The organism is Roseovarius sp., assembly GCF_040223625.1.
Taxonomy (GTDB): Bacteria; Pseudomonadota; Alphaproteobacteria; order Rhodobacterales; family Rhodobacteraceae; genus Roseovarius.
On the sequence record NZ_JAVKFX010000003.1, the window covers coordinates 1 to 16341 of the forward strand.

The 16341-nt window shown below is 64.0% G+C and carries 16 protein-coding genes; 9 read left to right on the forward strand and 7 right to left on the reverse strand.

The window, feature by feature from the left end; translation table 11 throughout:
* Positions 1-15 precede the first annotated feature (15 nt).
* The 5 genes from RLN94_RS00375 to tnpA all read right to left on the reverse strand — a co-directional run bounded on the left by RLN94_RS00375 (position 16) and on the right by tnpA (position 5196).
* Positions 16-312 carry a hypothetical protein gene (locus RLN94_RS00375; RefSeq protein WP_074836092.1) on the reverse strand — a complete coding sequence of 99 codons (297 nt, stop codon included), beginning with the start codon at positions 310-312 and terminating at the stop codon, positions 16-18.
* Complete coding sequence (gene tnpC, locus RLN94_RS00380) at positions 312-1940, reverse strand: IS66 family transposase (protein ID WP_283644713.1); 1629 nt, start codon at positions 1938-1940, stop codon at positions 312-314. The genes RLN94_RS00375 and tnpC overlap by 1 nt, the downstream gene beginning before the upstream one ends.
* Positions 1941-2065: 125 nt before the next feature.
* The gene (locus RLN94_RS00385) at positions 2066-4153 is read right to left on the reverse strand and encodes a recombinase family protein (RefSeq protein WP_211569047.1); all 2088 of its coding nucleotides are present in this window, start codon (positions 4151-4153) and stop codon (positions 2066-2068) included.
* A gap of 354 nt (positions 4154-4507) precedes the next feature.
* Entirely contained in the window at positions 4508-4828 is a 321-nt protein-coding gene (tnpB, locus tag RLN94_RS00390) for an IS66 family insertion sequence element accessory protein TnpB (protein WP_085851842.1), read from the reverse strand.
* Positions 4825-5196, reverse strand: coding sequence for an IS66-like element accessory protein TnpA (tnpA, locus tag RLN94_RS00395; protein WP_176247341.1), 372 nt, complete (start codon positions 5194-5196; stop codon positions 4825-4827). Before tnpA ends, tnpB begins: the two co-directional genes overlap by 4 nt.
* 163 nt (positions 5197-5359) lie before the next feature.
* Here tnpA and RLN94_RS00400 point away from each other — a divergent pair, with 163 nt between their 5' ends.
* A complete protein-coding gene (locus tag RLN94_RS00400; protein ID WP_350044776.1) occupies positions 5360-6124 on the forward strand; it encodes a DUF8371 domain-containing protein in 765 nt (254 codons plus the stop codon).
* Between the two features lie 447 nt (positions 6125-6571).
* Positions 6572-7465, forward strand: coding sequence for a fructose bisphosphate aldolase (locus tag RLN94_RS00405; protein WP_074836668.1), 894 nt, complete (start codon positions 6572-6574; stop codon positions 7463-7465).
* Positions 7466-7517: 52 nt separating this feature from the next.
* Here RLN94_RS00405 and RLN94_RS00410 read toward each other — a convergent pair whose 3' ends face one another.
* Positions 7518-8909: a sensor histidine kinase gene (locus tag RLN94_RS00410; protein WP_074836667.1), complete on the reverse strand. Its 1392-nt coding sequence runs from the start codon at positions 8907-8909 to the stop codon at positions 7518-7520.
* The gene (locus RLN94_RS00415; RefSeq protein WP_048532064.1) at positions 8906-9577 is read right to left on the reverse strand and encodes a response regulator transcription factor; all 672 of its coding nucleotides are present in this window, start codon (positions 9575-9577) and stop codon (positions 8906-8908) included. Before RLN94_RS00415 ends, RLN94_RS00410 begins: the two co-directional genes overlap by 4 nt.
* A gap of 150 nt (positions 9578-9727) precedes the next feature.
* On the opposite strand from RLN94_RS00415, the gene RLN94_RS00420 reads away from it, so the two are divergent.
* The 7 genes from RLN94_RS00420 (at position 9728) to RLN94_RS00450 (ending at position 16338) form a co-directional block, all read left to right on the forward strand.
* Entirely contained in the window at positions 9728-10807 is a 1080-nt protein-coding gene (locus tag RLN94_RS00420; RefSeq protein ID WP_048532065.1) for a type 2 periplasmic-binding domain-containing protein, read from the forward strand.
* A gap of 84 nt (positions 10808-10891) precedes the next feature.
* Positions 10892-12922 (forward strand): tripartite tricarboxylate transporter permease, encoded by a 2031-nt coding sequence (locus RLN94_RS00425; protein WP_048532066.1) that lies wholly within the window; start codon positions 10892-10894, stop codon positions 12920-12922.
* An 11-nt stretch (positions 12923-12933) separates the two neighbouring features.
* The gene (locus RLN94_RS00430; RefSeq protein WP_074836665.1) at positions 12934-14022 is read left to right on the forward strand and encodes a 4-oxalomesaconate tautomerase; all 1089 of its coding nucleotides are present in this window, start codon (positions 12934-12936) and stop codon (positions 14020-14022) included.
* Positions 14023-14080: 58 nt separating this feature from the next.
* The gene (locus RLN94_RS00435; protein WP_158499032.1) at positions 14081-14242 is read left to right on the forward strand and encodes a hypothetical protein; all 162 of its coding nucleotides are present in this window, start codon (positions 14081-14083) and stop codon (positions 14240-14242) included.
* A 64-nt stretch (positions 14243-14306) separates the two neighbouring features.
* The gene (locus tag RLN94_RS00440) at positions 14307-14531 is read left to right on the forward strand and encodes a hypothetical protein (protein ID WP_074836664.1); all 225 of its coding nucleotides are present in this window, start codon (positions 14307-14309) and stop codon (positions 14529-14531) included.
* Entirely contained in the window at positions 14528-15499 is a 972-nt protein-coding gene (locus RLN94_RS00445; RefSeq protein WP_074836663.1) for a D-2-hydroxyacid dehydrogenase family protein, read from the forward strand. The genes RLN94_RS00440 and RLN94_RS00445 overlap by 4 nt, the downstream gene beginning before the upstream one ends.
* Positions 15500-15660: 161 nt before the next feature.
* Positions 15661-16338 carry a GntR family transcriptional regulator gene (locus tag RLN94_RS00450; RefSeq protein ID WP_048532070.1) on the forward strand — a complete coding sequence of 226 codons (678 nt, stop codon included), beginning with the start codon at positions 15661-15663 and terminating at the stop codon, positions 16336-16338.
* The last annotated feature ends 3 nt before the right edge of the window (positions 16339-16341 follow it).

Sequence of the window (16341 nt, forward strand, 5' to 3'; positions counted from 1 at the left end):
GTAAGCGCCCGGTTTCTACCGCAGCGGCTGGTCCTTGACGCGGGCGATAATGTCTGGCTCGGCGACGAAGTCGTCGAGGAAGCTGTGCCACTCTTCGACGGACCTGCGTGCGGATGCGAGCATATCACGTATCTCGTCGATGCCGTCGTCGGTCAGCGCGGTGATGTAGTCGTCGTGCCCGACATGGACGCTGACGATATTGCCGTAGGTTAGGTTGTCGTCGTTGCTGACGATGGCCTCGAGCAGCTCGGGATCTTCGCCCAGGCGGGTGGCGACATGGGCGATGGAGCACACGTAGGTCGTTGCCGCCATCACGCGGCCTCGTTGCGAGATTGATCCGTCGGGCTCCAGTTCCAAGGGAGCAATTCGGCCAGGCGGTTGTTCATGTGATCGTGGATGCGATCCAAGACGTCGGCCAGATAGGCCTGCGGGTCAAGCCCGTTCATCTTGGCGGTCTCAATCACGGTCATGGCGCGGGCGAGGGTTTCACCACCGGTATCCGAGCCAGCGAATAGCCAGTTCCGCCTTCCGACGCCAATCGGTCTCAGCGCGCGCTCGGCGGGATTGTTGTCGATGGCCACGCGCCCGTCGTCGAGGAACAGCGTGAACGCGGGCCAGCGGCTCAGCCCGTAGCGGAACGCCTTGGCCAGATCGCTCTTGCCTGGAATGCGGGTGAGCTGCCTTTCGGCCCAGTTCTGGAACGCATCGGCCTTGGGCTTGCTTTCCTTTTGGCGCACGGCTTGCCGCTGTTTGGCGGGCCTGCCGCTGATTTGCCGTTCGATGTCGTAGAGCGCTCCGATCCTGTCGAGCGCCTCGCGCGCGATCTCGGATTTCGTCGCGGTCCAGACATCGTGGAAGTCGCGGCGAAGATGCGCCCAGCACGCGGCTTCCCGGAACTGGCTCTTGCCGTCCGGATCGGCGGCATAGAGCTTGGCATAGCCCTTGTAGCCATCGGCCTGGAGAATGCCGCGGGTTTCGCCGAGATGGGCAAGGACATGCTCTTCCCTCCAGTCCGGGGCGAACCGGTAGACCGCACCGGGTGGAGCCGTGCCCGCCCAGGGGCGCTGATCGCGGACATAGGCCCAGATCCGGCCTTTCTTGACGCCCTTGCCCAGCCCCTTGTCGCGCCGGCCGCGATCGAGAACCCGGATGGGCGTGTCATCGGCGTGCAGAAGATCGCTGGCCATGATCTCGGTCTCGATCTTCCCGATCAGCGGCGCCAGCGTCTTCATCGCCCCGCCGCACCAGTCCACCAGGGTCGTGTCCGGGATGTCCGCCCCCATGCGGGCGAAGATCTCGTTCTGACGATACAACGGTACATGGTCGTCGAATTTCGAGGTCAGCACATAAGCCAGAAGGTTCGGGCCCGCCATGCTGCGGGGAATGGGACGGCTGGGCGCAGGTTTCTGAACGATCTTTTCGCAGCGCCTGCAGGATTTCTTGACGCGCGCAATCTCGATGACCTTCAGCTGCGCCGAGATCATGTCGATCAGCTCGCTGACATCTTCGCCCACCACCCGCAGGTCGCCCCCGCAATCCGGACAATTGTCGCCGGGATCAAGCTCGCGGCGTTCGCGCGGCGTGTCCTTCGACACCTTCGGGCGGCGGCGCCTCGGGTCCCGCGCCTCGACCGGTTCCGGGGCCTGGTTTTCCGTCTCCGGTTCATCGTCGTCGTCCTGCGACTGGTCCTCCGCCTCGGCGAGCGCCACCTGCAGGCCCTCCAGCGCCAATTCCAGTTGTTCGATCTCGCGTTCAATCTTTTCCGAGCTGGATCCGAATTTCTGCTTCTGCAATCTGGCGATCCGGACGCGCAGCGCCTGAACCAGCAGATCATGGGCTCGCAAACTGGCCGACATCTTCTGGTTTTCCGCCTGCAATGCGGCGATCATCGCCTTCAGGACGGCAGGATCATTGGAGAGAGACGTGGCTTCGTCGGACATGGCGGTGGATACCATGACCGCAGATCAGGTGCCATAAAAACAAACGATTCCAGAGAGATAATTCAACCCGTCCGGGCTGGCGGCGCCCCCCAATCCGGCCGGCGCCAATCGATCCCCTCCCACGATCACCCATGTTGATACCCCCCATTGTCAGGCTGACAGATTCTCAAATCCAGTTCGCCGATCACGTGGTTTCGAAGGCTCCGCACGCCTTCCAGCACGACAGATGTGTCGGGAAACAGATAGGCACCGGTTGGCTGAGGGTCGATGAGCAGACGCTTTTTCCTGATCTGGACATAGAGCCAGTTGACCGGGATACCCAGCTTTGCAGCAAGAGCCGTTGTGCTCAGGTAGCTGGGATCGTGGTTCCACCGCCGGCACGAGGGAGGCGCCTTGATGCCTTCGGCCAGCCGGATACGCTGCACGGTGACAGGGAGAACCTTGTCGGCACAGTGTGCAGAGCGGTGTCCCTCGGTGGTGAGAACGCGGGCGATTTCATCGTCGGGCACGCCAGCCTTTGCAAGTTCAAGCAGGCGCACCCGCATTTCGGCGCCCCGTGCGAGTTTCGCGATTGCGGTTACCCGCATCTTGATGTCGAGCTCGGTCACCGCACCGCCGCGCCAGACGATGCGGACCAGCGCGCTCTCGGGCGTCCGGTTCAGCACCACCTTGTCCACCAGGCAGCGCAGTAGCGACTTGCGATGTGCATCGGTGGTAGCGGGCTCCGCCCAGATTTGCGGCAGACGTCCCGCCAGGGTCACCACCTTGCCGGTGAAAGCCTTGCCCATTGCCATATGCGCGGTCGGTTGCTGTGCGGACTGCTCGGCCAGCGCGGCCTCCGCCGCTCGAACCTCCATCAGCGCGCTTTCCCAGCGGCTCTCAAGTTCGGCGGCGACAAGACGGTTGTCAGGATCGACGCGATTGTACTGTCGCTGTGCCAGGGCCGCTGCATAGCGTTTGCGCTCAACTTCGCGTTCTGCGTTTGCACGCAAGGCGCTGTCGACTTTGCTCTGAGCCCGGCGGGCGCGCGACAGGGCATCAAGTTCCGCAGGGGCCAGCGCGGACAGGAAGGCCTCGGCAACAGCGGCGTCCACTGCCTCGGCCCGGATATGCTGGCAAGTGGGCAAGCCGGAATGGGTGCGCAAGTGGTTGCAGACATACTCTCCGCCGCCCTTGTATCGAACATACATCTTGTGGCCGCAGCGTCCGCACCACACGATGCCATGCAAGAGAAGGTCGCCGTCGCGGGGGATGCCTCTTGTCTTGGTGCGCATGTATTCGGCCCGGTTGTCGCTCACGATGCTGCGGATTTTCTCATAGGTCGGCCAATCGATATAGGCCGGATATCGGTCCTTCACGACGATACGCCATTCCTCGAGAGGTCTCGCCACTTTTGCTTTTGCCGGAGACCGGCTGTCCGGGGACGGGTCCCTCATGCGGGTTCGGCCGTAGACGAAAGCGCCTGCGTAAGCGGGATTCTTCAAGATTGCAGCGACCGCAGAAACCGTCGCACGCGCCCAGTGCAGCTCGCCATGCCGGTCCCTGCGTGGCAGATCGAGGTCACGCGCATTCAGCATGCGCATCACCTTGGCGATGCTGCGCAGCTTCAGAAAGAGTTCGAACACAAGGCCGAGCCGACCCTGAACAGCCATATCGGGGTCTTTCAACACCACGCCGCTGGGGTCCCGCACGAGGCCGACCGGCAAGGTGAGAGCAAGCTCCCCACGCTGTGCCTTGGCGATGAGGCCGGCCGTCAGGCGGCTACGGATCGTATGCAGCTCCAGTTCGGAAATGGTGCCCTTGAGGCCAAGCAGCAGGCGCCCGTTGGCACTGCCGGGATCATAGACACCGTCGCGATCGGCGATCAAACACCCCCGAAGCCCACAGATGTCGAGAAGAGGATACCAATCGGAACAATTGCGTGCGAGCCGTGTCACATCGATGGACAGGATGATCCCCACTTCGCTGAGCCCGACCCGACCGACAAGTTCCTGGAACCCGCTGCGATGTGCGGCCGAGGCGCCGCTCAGACCGAGATCGGCGTCGATCACGTCAATGTCAGCTTCATGCCATCCAAGATCGCGGGCGCGTTGGCTGAGCGCGTATTGCAGCCGCAGGCTCTCTTGGTTGCTCACGACCTGATGCGGCGTCGATTGCCGAATGTAGACGATGGCCTTGCGCTTCAGATGCGCCAGTTGGATCAACTCGGACATCACGAAAGACCTCCGCCAGAACCACGGCTATGTCGTCGACGATCTGGCGCCTTAGCGTCACCGGCAGTGTCGCCCAGAGATCTTCGGGTGCCATGCTCATGATCCAAACATACCACATTTAGTAGATCCAGCAAAGCTTCCACACTCAGTTTGGTGGGGGAAGTCAACAAGGCACACGGCTCGGTCACCGCCACCGGCACATTCAGTGTCACGCCATCGCAATACGCGACCTCGTAGAACGGCGAAGAACTGCTCCTGCGAAACAACGATCGACCAAGAACTTGGAACCTGCGCCCAAAGAGTGGATGGCGCGGATCAAGGACCTGAACCTGCTCTGGAAAAGATTCGTCAGCATCACCAAAGGGGGTATCCCCAAACACCTTCGCAGAGCATGGCCAGCTGAGCGGCGGTCAGACGCACGCTGCCATCCGTTGCCGCGGGCCATGGAAAACGCCCCTTCTCGAGGACTTTGTAATACAGGCAAAATCCCTGGCCATCCCAATACAAAAGTTTCACCCTGTCGCCGCGGCGCCCCCGAAACGCGAACACCGCACCGTTCGCCGGTCTCTGCCGCAGGACGTCCTGGGCGATGGCGGACAGGCCCATAATGCCCTTGCGCATATCCGTGTGACCGCAAGCCAGGTAAACCCGAACGCCGGTGCCGGGGCCGATCATGCCGCCTCAACCGCTTGGATCAAACGGGTCAGCACCGCCGCGTCCACACGGGCATCGACCCGGAGGCTGCGGCCCTCGCGCAAAACCACTTCGATCAGCAACGAGCTCGCGTCAGGGACGCAAGCTTCTGGCGGTCCGGGCGGCAGTGCAATATCGACCGGCAAGAACAGCGCAGTGTCGTCAGGCGTCAGAAGCCCCTTCTTCCTCAGTTCATATCGCCAGGCATAAATCTGCTGCCGCCTGATCTCGTGCCGATGCGCGACTTGCGATACCGTCGCGCCGTTCACCCCGACCGAAAGCACAATCGACAACTTCTCCTCGTCGCTCCATCGGCGCCGACGCTCCACGCCCAGAATTTCGCCCCGCATCCCTGCCTCCCTGTAGGAGACGTCTCTAATGACGTCATTATGGACGTCTCTTATCAATCACCGGGACATACGAGCAGGCGGTTCAAATCGGGCGGTTACAAAAGATCGGACATGTTCACCGCTCGTTTTTCGAACCGTGAATCACGCCGACAGGCGGAAATCAATGGGTCCTGACCCTAGGGCGTCCGTCAGCAACTACTTTGAGAGAGAACTCAAAGCACGCAAGAAGAAGGGGCGACATCCTACGAAAGCAGAGAGGGCTGAGGCAGCGACAGAGACTATCCGGCAGTTTCCTGAACTTATCGACTATTACATCAAGTTGAAAGAAGACACTGGCGATGATGCTACTGATTTGAGCTTTGAGAAGGTCTTCGCAACGGAATTGTTTTTCTCCAAGCGCCTCCGCGAAGTTCTCCAGCCTGTTCTGGCTGGAACCGATTTCTACCGCGTAAAGCCCGGCACGTACGAAGAAGCTCATATTCGACTCGCTTACCTGAAGCACGTCATCGAAGACATGGGAGGCTGGCGTATCTTCTATGACGAAAATGGAAATGCGGTCGAAAGAGAGAAAGACGTTCAGATACTGTACCGATTGGTTTGGTTCGGAACACCGTCGGATGCAGGTACCGAGGCCAATGATGGTCGCGGGCCGGTTGACTTCAAAATATCCCGCGGTAGAGAAAAGACGCTGGTCGAGATGAAGCTGGCAAAAAACACAAAACTTGAGATGAATCTCAAAAAGCAAACTGACATATATCAAGCATCATCAGATGCGCAACGCGCTATAAAGGCCATTGTTTACTTCTCGTATTCACAGTTGACTCGCGTTCAGCGAATATTGAAGCGGCTTGCTCTCGAAGACAGCAAAGACATTGTTCTCATCGATGCGCGCAAGGACAATAAAGCTTCAGGTTCGAAGGCCGTTTGAACGACCAAGATGGTGCGTAAGGTCATGACATGTGCACCATCCCTGTGAAAGGAGGAAAACAAAGCTGTGGATGTGGTGTACAAAGCCGGTGCGCTTTGCCTTGAGCCGTCAACAGTATTTTGCAAAGTCTGCTATCTGCGCATTGCAGCCGTTCGCGCGTAGCGCAGCATCAAATAGTCCGGCCTCCAAGCCCCCCTTCCCCCTGGATGGATCGCGCGCGCCGTCGCCCGCCCAGGCTCCCCTCGCGCAAGGCGCCCGGGCCCGCCGGCCCTTGTCCGAGGCCACGCCCGGTGCGCCGCGCCTGCCCTGTCGCCCCGTGGGCAACAGAGCGGCCAAGTTAGCGCCATCACGCCGCGCTGCACATTGCAAGCGCCGGCCCCCTCGCTTACCACTGCCAGACAGGGGGCGGTCACGCCCCGGTGATCAACTTTCGGGACGGACATTTCCATGAGCAACGACGCAATGGCCAAGCAGATGGCCAACAAGGACGGCTTTATCGCGGCACTCGACCAGTCGGGCGGCTCGACCCCCAAGGCGCTGCGTCTTTACGGCATCGAGGAAGACGCCTATTCCGGTGACGAAGAGATGTACGGCCTGATCCACGAGATGCGGGCCCGGATCATCAAATCGCCGGCCTTTTCCGGCGACAAGGTGATCGGCGCGATCCTGTTCGAACGCACCATGGACGGCGACATCGACGGCACGCCCACCGCCGAATACCTCTGGGACACATGCGGCGTCGTGCCCTTTCTCAAGGTCGACAAGGGGCTTTGCGAACCGACCGATGGCGTCAAGCTGATGAAGGCCATTCCCGGTCTCGACGCGCTCTGCGCCCGCGCCGTGGGCAAGGGCATCTACGGCACCAAGATGCGTTCGGTGATCGATGCGGCCAACCCGGCCGGCATCACCGCCATCGTCTCGCAACAGTTCGAGTTCGGCCGCGAGATCAAGGCCAACGGGCTGATGCCGATCCTCGAACCGGAGGTGACGATCACCATCGACGACAAGGCCGAAGCCGAGGCGATCCTGCGCGACGAGATCCTCAAGCACCTCGACAAACTGCCCGAAGGCGAGCAGATCATGCTCAAGCTGTCGCTGCCCAGCGAGGACAATTTCTACAAGCCGCTGATCGACCACCCCAAGGTGATGCGCGTCGTGGCGCTCTCGGGCGGCTATTCGCGCGACGAGGCCAACACGCTTCTGGCCAGAAACGAAGGGCTGATCGCCAGCTTCTCGCGCGGGCTGACCGAAGGCCTCTCGGCACAGCAGAGCGACGAGGATTTCAACGCCAAGCTGGGCGACGCGATCGACTCGATCTATCAGGCGTCGAAAGCGGGCTGAGCCCCGGCGCATTTCCGGAACGACACCGGGCGGCCCTGCGAGGCCGCCCTTTTCACGCGCTGCCGCCTCCTGTCGCCGGCGCCCCGGCAGTGAGCGGCAACCGCAACCGCAAGAGCGCGCCATTGGGCACATCGCCGACTTCGACCTCGCCATCGTGAAGCGTGGCGACCGATTGCACGATGGAGAGGCCGAGGCCGCTGCCTTCGCCGGGCTCGACCTGACCGAACCGCCGAAAGGCGATCTCGGAGTTGTCGGGGGACAGCCCGTGCCCGTCGTCAGTGACCTCGACCAATGCCCGATCCTCCTGCCGCAGGGTTCGGATCGCGATCCGGCCGAGCCCCGGCCCGCCATGGCGCAGCGCATTGTCGATCAGATTGCGGACGGCCTCGCCGATCAGCGTGGCATCGCCGCAGACCGGCAAGGGCTCGGGGCTGCGGTCGAAGGAAAAGGCGATATCCTGACCGAGCACCGCCGGCGCCAGATCGGCGGAGACTTCCTCGACCACGGCATTCAGGTCAAAGGGTTCCGGCGTGGCGGTGTTGCCATAGTGCAGCCGTTCCAGATGCAGCAGCTGCCCGGCCAGCCGCGCCGATTTGCGCGAGGCGGAAATCAGCTCCTGCTCGCGCTGGCGCCGGGCCTCGGGGTCGGTCACATCCGGCAGGGTCTCTGCCAGCGACAGGATCGCCGCCGCCGGATTGCGCAGCTGGTGCGCGGCGTCGGAGATAAAGGCCTGGTGGGTCTGGATCGAATGATCGACCTGGCCGAGCAGACGATTCAGCGTCGCGACGATCCCCGTGACTTCGGCCGGCACCGGCCGCCGGATGCGGCTCAGGTCGTCCGGCGACCGCTGTTCGATGGCGTCCTGAAGATCGCGCAGCGGGCGCAGGCCGAATTGCACGCCGAACCAGACGACGATGGCCAGCGTCGCGATCAGCGCGGCCATCAGGGCCACCGCGCGGCGGGCCAGCGCGGCGGCAAAGGCGTTGCGGTCGCTGATCCGCTGCCAGGCGGTCACCACGGTCTCGCCGGTCAGATTGCCGATGGTGGTGGTTTCCGACATCCGCAGCACGCGCACCGCCTCGCCGCGATAGAGGGCGCGGAAATAATGCGGGCCGTCGCCCGCGCGCGGCTCGCTCTGGCGCGGCGGATAGGCGTAGCCGGTGACATAGATGCCGCCGGGACCGGTCACGTGATAGAACAATTCGCCGCCGCCCGCGTCCGAGATCAGCCCGCGGGTGCGCGGCGACAGCGCGTCACCCTCGGAAATCGCCACATCGCGGGAAATGGCCAGCGCGGCGGCCAGCAGGCCGCGGTCGAACAGGTCTTCGGCGGTGGCCCGCGCCGTCTCGATCCGCCAGAATCCCAGCAGGATCGCCACCAGGATCAACGGCGCCAGGATCATCAGAAAGAGCCGCGCACGCAGCGACAGGGCGGTGCGGGTCATGCGCCGTCGACATCCAGCATGTAGCCCAGCCCGCGCGCCGTCTTGATCCGCACGCCGTAGGATTCCAGGCGCTTACGCAGCCGCGAGACATGCGGCTCGATGGCGCTGTCCTCGACATCGGCGCCGGTGCCGTAGACATGCGCCATGAGCTGCGGCTTCGACACGATCCGCCCGCGCCGTTCGAACAGGCATTCCAGCGTCGCGATCTCCTTGCGCGGGATCTCGAGCGGCCGGTCGCCATCGAGGAGCTGCCGCGCGCTGCGGTCGAAGACCAGCCCGCCAAGCCTGTCACGGGCCGAGAACACAAGATCCTTGCGCCGTGCCAGCGCCCGGAGCCGCGCCTCGAGCTCGTCCATCTCGAAGGGTTTGGTCAGGTAATCGTCGGCCCCGGCATCCAGCCCCGCCACCCGCTCTTCGGTTTCGCTGCGCGCGGTCAGGAGGATCACCGGCGTGCCGTCCCCGCGCCGCCGCAGCGCACGCAGGATATCCAGCCCGGACATGCCCGGCAGGTTGATGTCGAGCACCACCAGATCGGCGCCTTCCTGGGCGAGAAACCGGTCGGCCTCTTCGCCGTCATGCAGCGCGTCCACGGCATGACCACGGTCGCGCAGCCGATAGGCAATGCCGTGGGCCAGCTCCACGTTGTCTTCGATGATGGCAATTCGCATGGCGTGAACTTTGTCATGTTGCGCAAGTTTCGCGCAAGGTTGGAACGTCATTGTGTCTCCATTGGAGAGGGGATTCGTTCCCTTAATGGAAGACCGATTGCGCCGGACGGGAGACCGTGAGGCAATCGAAACCGTCCAGGGAGGACACCAATGACCATACGTACACTCGCATCCACCGTGGCTGCGGCCGCGCTTGTCGCCGCCACCGCCGCCTCGGCCGAGGTCGATTTTTCCGGGGAGACCATCGAATGGGTTATCCCGTTCTCGGAAACCGGCGGTTCGGCCAAATGGGCCAATTTCTTTGCCCCGCTGCTCTCGGAAGAGCTGCCCGGCAACCCCACCGTCGTCGTCAAGTTCATGCCGGGCGCAGGCTCGACCAAGGGCGCCAACTGGTTCCAGGAACAGGAACACGAAGACGGCACGCTGATGTTCGGCACCTCCGGCTCGACCCAATTCCCCTATCTGCTCGGCGATCCCCGCGTGCGCTATGAATACAGCGACTGGGTGCCGGTCATGGCCTCGGGCACCGGCGGCGTGGCCTATCTCAACGCCGAAGACGGCAAGAAATTCGACGGCTCGGCCAACAACCTGAAAGACATCGATTTCATCTACGGCTCGCAGGGCGCCACCCGCCTCGATCTGGTGCCGCTGCTCGCCTGGCAGATGCTGGGCATGAACGTCGAGCCGGTGTTCGGCATCAAGGGCCGCGGCGATGGCCGGCTGATGTTCGAGCGCGGCGAAGCCACCATCGACTATCAGACCTCCTCGGCCTACCTCGGCGCCGCCAAGGATCTCGTCGATGCCGGCACCGCCGTGCCGATGATGACCTGGGGCGCGCTGGATGACGATGGCAACATCGTCCGCGACCCGACCTTCCCGGACATCCCGACCTTCAAGGAAGTCTGCGAAGCCACCGAGGGCTGCGAAACTTCCGGCGAAGCCTGGGACGCCTGGAAAGCCTTCTTTATCGCCGGTTTCCCGGTGCAGAAAATCGCCTTCCTGCCGGCCGGCACGCCGGATGACGTGCGCGAGACCTATGAAGCGGCTTTCGACGCGGTGCGCAACCGCGACGACTTTGCCGAAATCGCCGCCAAGCGGGTCGGTAAATACCCGGTCTTCGTGGGCGAAGGCGCGGCCCGGGCCACCAAGGAAGGCACCACCGTGTCGGCCGATGCCAAGGCCTTTGTCACCAACTGGCTGCAAGAGGCCTACGGCGTCTCGCTGAACTGATAATCGAGCAGAAGCGCGGTCCGGGGCACGATTGCCCCGGGCCGCACCTCAGACTCCCCCCACCCAATTCAAAAGGCCGGTGCGATGGATATTCTCGCAACAGCCCTGCCCGCCCTCGGCGATGCATGGGCCCTGATTCTGCAACCTGTTGTTCTCGGTTATCTTGTTCTGGGTGTGGTCATGGGCCTCGCCGTGGGGGTCTTTCCCGGCCTGGGCGGCATCGCCGGGCTGTCGCTGCTGCTGCCTTTCATGTTCGGCATGGAACCGGTGCTGGGCCTTGCGCTGATGATCGGCATGGTCGCCGTGGTGCCGACCTCGGACACCTTTGCCAGCGTGCTCATGGGCATCCCCGGCTCCTCGGCGTCACAGGCGACGGTGCTGGACGGGTTTCCGCTGGCCAAACGGGGCCAGGCCGCGCGGGCGCTGGCCGCTGCCTTTTCCTCGTCGCTCTTCGGCGGGCTGGTGGGCGCGCTGTTCCTGACAATCTTCATTCTGGTGGCCCGGCCCATCGTGCTGGCCTTTGGCCTGCCGGAAATGCTGATGATCACCATCCTCGGCCTGTCGATGGTGGCGGTTCTGGCCGGCCGCGTCGCGCTCAAGGGGCTGGCCGCCGCCGGACTGGGCCTGATGATCGGCACCATCGGCGAGGCCGACGCCGGCGGCTCGCTGCGCATGGCGACCTATGACATTCCCTATCTCACCGACGGGCTGAAGCTGGTGATCGTCGGTCTCGGCATCTTCGCGGTGCCGGAAATCGTCTCGCTGCTGCGCCAGGACCGCTCGATCGCCAAGGACGCCAAGCTGGGCGCCGGCTGGGGCGCGGGCGTACGTGATTGGTTCGCCAACAAGTGGCTCTCGGTCCGCTGCTCGCTGATCGGCGTGCTGGTGGGCATCATTCCGGGCCTTGGCGGCTCGGTCGTCGACTGGATCGCCTATGGCCATTCGGTGCAGACCACCAAGGACAAGTCGAACTTCGGCAAGGGCGAGATCCGCGGCGTCATCGGCCCGGAAAGCTCGAACAACGCCAAGGAAGGCGGTGGGCTGGTCCCCACCCTGCTGTTCGGCATTCCCGGCTCGGGCTCGATGGCGATCTTCATCGGTGCCATCGCGCTGCTGGGCTCGGGCGATATCGAGGTCGGCCCCTCGATGCTGCGCGACAACCTCGACATCACCTATTCCATCGTCTGGCTGCTGGCGCTGGCCAATGTGGTGGGCACGCTGCTCTGCATCGCGGCGTCCGGCGGCATCGCCCGGCTGACCACGATCCGCTTCACCTATCTCGCGCCGTTCCTCTTCATGCTGATCTCCTTTGCGGCCTTCCAGTCGGGGCAGAACTTCGAAGACCTTCTGGCGCTCTTCGTGATCGGGCTGATCGGCATCTTCCTGCGCCGCTTCGACTGGTCGCGCCCGGCCTTCCTGATCGGCTTCGTGCTGTCCAACCCGGTCGAGAAATTCTCGAACCAGGCGTTCCAGATCGCCTCGTTCCGCTTCCGCAAGTCCTTCGAGGAGGGCATGGATTACGTGTTTTCGCCGATCGTGATCGTGCTGATCATCGTCACCGTGGTGTCGGTCGTGCTCGGTCTGCGGCAGGCCAAGTCGATCATGGCCGAAGGTGACGTCCAGTCCGGCTCGAAACGCGCGCCGCTGGTCTTCCTGCTGGTGATCTCGGCCTATCTCGTGACCGCGCTGATCAATGCCTCGCTGATCCCGAACTTCAACCTTACCGACAAGATCGTGCCGCTGGTGGTCGGAGGCATCGCCCTGACCTGCTGCCTGATCATGCTGGTGCAGATGATGCTGCGGCCGGAGACCGACGTGATCTTTGCCGACAAGGAAGTCTCGGGCGAGGACGCAGATGCGCCTTATGGTCTCTGGTCGACGCTGGCCTGGTTTGCCGCGCTGATCGGGCTGACCTTTGTCGTCGGCTTCATCCTTGCGCTCGTCGGCTTCATGACCGCCTTCCTGCGGGTCCGCGCCGGCGCCTCCTGGCAGAAGACTGCGATCCTTACCGCCGCCGGCGTCGCGCTGATGTGCGTCATGGCCGGGGCGCTCAATCGCGACTTTCCGCCGGGCCTGTTGCAGGACGCCGTCGACCTGCCCTGGCCGCTGAACTGAGAGGGATCGAGATGACACAGACCGGCATTCCCTTTGTCTTCATGCGCGGCGGCACGTCACGCGGCCCCTATTTCAACCGCGCCGACCTGCCCGAAGAACTCGACAGGCTGGCCGAGGTGCTGATCGCCGCGCTGGGCTCTGGCCATCCGATCAATATCGACGGCATCGGCGGCGGCGTTGCGGTGACCACCAAGGTCGCCATGCTCTCGCCCTCCGAGGATCCCTGGGCCGATGTCGATTACTTCTTTGCCCAGGTGTCCGTCAGCGACCGGCTGGTCGATTTCAAACCGACCTGCGGCAATATCCTCTCGGGGGTCGGGCCGGCCGCCATCGAACTGGGGCTGGTGACACCGACGACCGACGAGACCGAGATCCGGATCCGCGCGGTCAACACCGGCGCCAAGGTTGTGACGAAACTCCAGACCCCGGGCGGCGTGCTGACCTATGACGGCGCGGCCGAGATTGCCGGCGTTCCGGGCAGCGCCGCGCCGATCGCGCTCAACTTCATGGGGGTTGTCGGCTCGTCGACCGGAAAGTTCCTGCCCACCGGGCAGCTGCGCGACGAGATCGACGGGATCGAGATCACCTGCATGGATGTCGCGATGCCGATGGTCCTTGCCCGCGCCGCCGATTTTGGCCTGAGCGGCCATGAAACCCTGGCGGAGCTGAACGAAAACAAGGCGTTCTTTGCCCGCATGGAGGCGGTGCGCATCGAGGCCGGGGCCCGGATGGGCATGGGCGACGTGGCGCAATCGGTCACCCCCAAGTTCGGGCTGTTCGCCCCGGCCCGCGACGGCGGCACCATTGCGGCGCGCTATTTCATGCCCTGGGACACTCACCCCAACATGGCGGTCACCGGCGGACAATGCATGGCCTCCTGCGCCCTGACCCCGGGCACCATTGCCGACGGCCTGCTCGACCGGCCGACGGCAAGCCCGGCCAATGTGGTGCTGGAGCATCCATCCGGCACCATCGAGGTGCTGGTGAACTTTGACGCAAGCGAGGGCTTCGCACTGAATTCGGCCGGGCTTTTGCGCACCGCGCGCAAGCTGGCGGATGGCCGGGTCTACGTGCCGGCGCACATCTGGCAAGGCCCCTGAGCCGGCCGTCTGCCCATCCGCATATCCGTTCTTCTGTCGCATCGAGGGAAAAGGACCCATGTCAGAATACGATCAACTCCGCTCCGCTGTCGCCAATCTGGAAAGGCTTCGCTTCGACCTGGTCAAGAAGATCGAGGCACGCGAAGGCGATACCCGCACCATGACCGAGCTGCACCAGCGGGTGAGCAAGGCACTCACGGCGCTCTCGGGGCAAGGCTGACTGGCGGGATTGATCCGGCCGGGAAATTTGGTATACCTCGGTATACACAAATGACGGAGGCACCATGTCGGAGATTGCCAAGGCTCGGGCGCATCTGCATGCGGCGCTGCAAGAGGTGACCCGCGACCTTGCGGAGTACCCCGGCCCGATTGCCGGCTGCGACGCGCAATACACCCACCTTCTGGCCACGCGGACCCGCATCCGCAACGCCCTGACAGCCCTCGATGGCGAGGTGTTCGTCGCCACGCCGCGCAGCCTGCACCCCGGCGCGGGGGTGGAAAGCCGATGAAGGTCCACATCCTCGACGATTGGTTCGACACGCTGCGCGGCCTGCCCTGTTTTCGCCTGCTCGACGGGCACGAGGTGACGGTCTGGACCGATCACGCGCCTGACGAGGCCGCCCTGGCAGACCGCCTGCACGACGCCGAGGCGCTGGTGCTCTTTCGCGAACGGACCAAGGTGACCCGCGGGCTGTTGCAACGCCTGCCGAACCTGCGGCTGATCTCGCAGCGCAGCGTCTATCCGCATGTGGATGTTCCGGCCTGCACCGACACCGGCGTGCTGCTGTGTTCCAACATGCATTCCGGCACGCCGTCTTATGCCGCGGCGGAGCTGACCTTTGGCCTGATCCTCGCGGCGATGCGGCAGATCCCGCAACAGATGGCCTCGGCCCGGGCCGGGCATTGGCAGATGGGCGTCGGCAAGACCCTGCGCGGCCGCACGCTGGGTCTTTACGGCTATGGCCGGATCGCCGGCGCCGTGGCGGACTACGCCCGCGCCTTCGGAATGAAGGTGGTCTGGTGGAGCTCCGAGGCCGGCCGGGCCCGCGCCCGGGCAGCGGGCGAAACCGTGGCCGAAAGCCGCGCGGCGTTTTTCGCCGAAAGCGACGTGGTCTCGATCCATATCCGGCTGAAGCCCGACACCCGCGGTATCGTCACCGCAGCGGATTTCGCCGAAATGCAGGACGGGGCGCTCTTTGTGAACACCTCACGCGCGGGGTTGGTGGCACCGGGCGCGCTGCTTGACGCGCTGAACGCCGGGCGCCCCGGCATGGCGGCGGTCGATGTATTCGAGACCGAGCCGCTGACCGATCCCGACGATCCGCTGTTGTCGCACCCCAGGCTGATCTGCACGCCGCATATCGGCTTTGTCACCGAGGACGAATTCGATCTTCAGTTCAGCGATATCTTCGCGCAGGTGAACGCCTTTGCCGAAGGCCGGCCGATCCACATGATCAACCCCGAGGTCCGAATCTGACCCTCCCCCCCGCCCCGGAGCCTTGCCAAAGACGGCCGCAGTCCTGCGCGCCGTCTTTTTCTTTGTGCAGCCGCGCTTTTGCCGTCTGGGCGACGGAAACAAGGGTTGACCGCTTATGTATCCAGTTGTATACATATGGATACCAATGCCGAGGAAATGAGATGAGCGACCAGGACGACGCGTCACAGCCCGGACCGCAAGGCAGTTCGACCTACACCCGCCTGCTGGACGAGATCCGCGAGGGGCAATTGCTCCCCGGTGATCGCCTGCGCGAGACCGAGCTGGCCGAGCGTCTGAACGTCTCGCGCACGCCGGTGCGCGAAGCGATCCGACAGCTCGAGGCCGACGGGCTGGTCGCCCATGTGCCGCGCCAGGGCGCCACCGTGCGCAGCCTCGATTATGCCGAGGTGATGGAGCTTTACGAGATGCGCGCCGTGCTTGAGGGCACCGCCGCGCGGCTGGCGGCGCGGGCCGCCTCGGATGTGGAACTGGACGAACTCGGCGCGCTGAACGACCAGCTGGCCGAAGCCGGAACCGGCCCCGAGGCGACGCGGATCAACCGCATTTTCCACGCCACGCTTCTCGATGCGGCCAAGAACCGCTTTCTTGCCCGGTCGATGCTGTCGCTGCAAAAGGCGCTGCTGATCCTCGGGCCGTCGCAGCTCCTGGACGGCCAGCGCGCCGACGAGGCGGTGAGCGAGCATCGCGACATCATGGCGGCACTTCAGGCCCGCGACGGCGCCGCCGCCGAGGCGCAGATGCGCGCCCATATCGAAGCCGCGCAGCGCATGCGCATCCGCGCCCTGCGCGAGCGCGACCGGGGCCACGACGACACCTAGAGG